This is a genomic window from Deltaproteobacteria bacterium, from assembly GCA_019308925.1.
Classification (GTDB): domain Bacteria; phylum Desulfobacterota; class B13-G15; order B13-G15; family RBG-16-54-18; genus JAFDHG01.
In genome coordinates this window covers 1-3,263 of sequence record JAFDHG010000120.1, presented here as the reverse complement: position 1 = coordinate 3,263, position 3,263 = coordinate 1, and the positions used below count along the sequence as shown (strand labels likewise).

Annotated in this window: 1 protein-coding gene and 1 pseudogene; one reads left to right on the top strand and one right to left on the bottom strand. The window is 49.5% G+C overall.

Going from position 1 to position 3,263, the window contains the following annotated elements; translation table 11 throughout:
- Positions 1-22: 22 nt before the first annotated feature.
- Positions 23-1,374, top strand: a pseudogene (locus tag JRI46_12535) (radical SAM protein).
- Between the two features lie 87 nt (positions 1,375-1,461).
- On the opposite strand, the gene JRI46_12530 reads toward JRI46_12535, so the two are convergent.
- Positions 1,462-3,009 (bottom strand): NAD(P)/FAD-dependent oxidoreductase, encoded by a 1,548-nt coding sequence (locus JRI46_12530; protein MBW2040391.1) that lies wholly within the window; start codon positions 3,007-3,009, stop codon positions 1,462-1,464.
- Positions 3,010-3,263: the final 254 nt, after the last annotated feature.

The following is a 3,263-nucleotide window of genomic DNA, read 5'->3' as shown; positions in this document are numbered from 1 at the left end:
CAAGAGCTTTTTTGGAGGTGATATGGGGACCTATCGCAGGATAAGGGATTATACACTGGTCAAGTTCGCCTCCACGGCCCTCTCACTGCTGGCCAGTGCCTCTGATGAACAGCTCATCAAGCTTTCTTATCTGGCAGAGAAGATCCCCCAAAAGGAGTCCTATAAAGAGAAGATTCGTTGGATAAGGGACCTGTTCCGGCAGGGGCACCCCGGCCTGCAAATAGCCAGGAGGGTGTTGAAAGATACCAATCCCTTGCACCGCCACAAGCTCATCCAGAACTTCATCATAAATCAGCTCCTCATGGGTACCAACAAGCGCAAGGATTTTGAGGCCCGTACCAACACCTATCCTCCTGATGCCCTCCTCATCAGTCCCACGATGCGCTGTGACCTGAACTGCTATGGATGCTATGCAGGCGACTATCCCCAGGATGAGGACCTCCCGCTGGAGGTGATCGACCGGGTGATCACCGAGGCTAAAGAGATGGGGATCTACCTTGTCCTCTTTACCGGGGGGGAGCCCTTCTTGCGGGAGGATCTCTTTTGCCTCTTTGAAAAGCACGGGGATGTGGCCTTTCAGGTCTATACCAACGCCCGGCGAATCGATGAACGAATGGTGGAGGGATTCACCGATCTGGGGAACGTGGTGCCCGCCATCAGCCTGGAAGGTCTGCAGCAGGAAACCGATAAAAGGAGGGGAAAGGGGCACTTTCGGCATTGCGTGAAGGTGATGGATATGTTACGGGAGGCCGGCCTTTTCTTCGCCGTCTCCACCACCCAGACCCGAGAGAACACAGAGGTCCTGGCCAGCGACGAGTTCATCGATTTCCTGGTGGAGAGAGGATGCATCCTGATGTGGAACTTTCACTACGTACCCATAGGAAGGGACCCGGATATAGATCTGATGGCCATCCCCCAACAGCGCGACTATATGAGGGAGAGGCTCAAATACTTCCGGGCCACCAAGCCAATGCTCTTCGTAGACTTTTGGAACGATGGTCACCTGACCAATGGCTGTATTGCTGGGGGCAGGAAGTACCTGCACATCACCGCCAGTGGGGATGTAGAGCCTTGTGTCTTCTGCCACTTCGCCGAGGACAACATCAAGGAGAAGACCCTCTTGGAGGTGCTCAACTCCCGCCTTTTTCAAGAGATCCGGTCCCGCCAGCCCTTTACCGACAACCCCTTCCGCCCCTGTATGCTCATCGATGAGCCATCGCAAGGCAGGGATATGGCCCTAAACTACGCCCGCCATTTCACCCACCCTGGCGACAGATAGACCATTATTCCAGCCAGTACAAACCCCTTGCCGATGCCGCTTGGGAGGAGTACCAAGTGCAAAAGACCAACAAGGGCAAAGTGGCTACAGGATAAGATGGATGAGGATCGCTCCACAGCCCTGTTCTTTTCGCCCTCGCTTCCTTCTCAAGTTCTGTAACGCCTTTTCTTAGGCTCAAGTCTTTAAGACATATACCCTATGCAGGATTTAGTTGTGAATTTCTTCATACTCTTCAAGACAAGTTTAGCCGCATTGATCCCAGAGATGATCACCATTGGTATACCTCCACCAGGGAAGGTCCAGTGGCCTGCCTGGTAGAGATTGGCAATGGGTGTCTTCTGAGTACGAATGCTTGAGATTTCTTTTGCCGATAGGTACCAACCCATGGCAGCGCCGTGCCTGTTTAATGTCTCTCTCTCGTATGTAATGGGTGTTGAGGCATCCCGGACCATGATATGACTGGATAGACCAGGGATCACCTTTTCCGTGATGTCGATGATCTTTTGGGCTACCTCTTCCTTTATTTCTGTATAATAAGGACTTATATTGTCCCCCTTTTTAAAGAGTTCATAAGGGACAAAGGTAGAGATGGCGACGGTATGCTTGCCCATTGGGGCAAACATCGGGTTCTTGATGCTATCCACACGGATCGTCATCCTCCCCTTTTCGATATCAAATTCCTCCATGTCCTTTTCCTCCCATGGGTTTTTACTAATTGTGGGGTAGTAGTGGATTAAGGTCCCATCAAAACCCATCTGTGCCAGATCGAGATCCACACCTAAATAGAGGGTGAAGACTGGCCCTGAGATCTCTTTTTCTTGAAGCTGCCTTATGAAACGATCAGGTAATAGATGCTTACCTATTAGATGTTGGAATGTTGAGTGACCATCCCCATTGGAGATGACATGTCTGGATTGGATCTCCTCTCCCCCCTCAATCTGAACCCCCCGGGCCTTCCCTCCCTCAATCACAATCTTCTTTACAAGGGTATTAAAGGAGATATCCCCATCGTAAGCCTTATAATATTTGAGGAAAAGCTGAGGCAAGACCTCTACCCCTTTGTCTTTGATATAATAAAAGTCCCCCTTTATGGCCCACATGATAGGGCTTGCACAGAAAAAAATAGAGGAGCCCTCGCGGGCTCCAAAGGTGAGGAGGTGTTTCAAGAGAGGGTCTTTGAAGAAAGAGTCCAGGACTTCCCGGCCCGTTTTGCCACGATACCGGAGTAATTGTGGTGCCTTGAATAGACCCTTATATAACAGCTCAAACTTCTCTTTGAAGCTGATTAGGTCAAAAGATTTTATGGAAAAAGCCTCGATGCTCTTAACCAGCCTCTTCAATTCTCGTATATAGGCATGGATAGATAGTCTCTCACTGGGGAAGAGGTGGATTAAATCCCTCTCGAACCGATCAATATCGGTGGAGAGGGTGATGTGGAAATTGGGGGTAATTATTCGGCGTTGAGGGTCCTGTGGACAAAATTCGATCTCAGGAGGGAGACCCAGGGTCTGAAAGGCCTCTTTCATTGAGCCATGGGGACCAAATTCATTGAGGTAATGGACGGCTGGTGCGAAGGTAAACCCATTGCGTCTGAAATTCTGACAGTAGCCACCAGGTTTTGAGGATTGTTCACAGATCAGTACCCTTAGCCCCTCCTTAGCCAAAAGGGTGCCACAGCTAAGTCCACCCATTCCTGCACCGATGATTACTGCATCGTAGTTAGTCTCCATATTTCTCGTTGCCCATAGTACTATAGTGGTTTGAATAATTCAAAAAATATTTCAAAAATCATTGAGTTTAAAGGCGGGTAGGTTTATACTTGTGAAGAAATAATTAGATGGGAATTGGATTTTAATATTTTGAGGACCTTCAAGAGCTTTTTTGGAGGTGATATGGGGACCTATCGCAGGATAAGGGATTATACACTGGTCAAGTTCGCCTCCACGGCCCTCTCACTGCTGGCCAGTGCCTCTGATGAACAGCT

Excerpts from the sequence above, each read along its gene's own strand:
- JRI46_12530 (MBW2040391.1), bottom strand. The coding sequence starts at position 3,009 with ATGGAGACTAACTACGATGCAGTAATCATCGGTGCAGGAATGGGTGGA.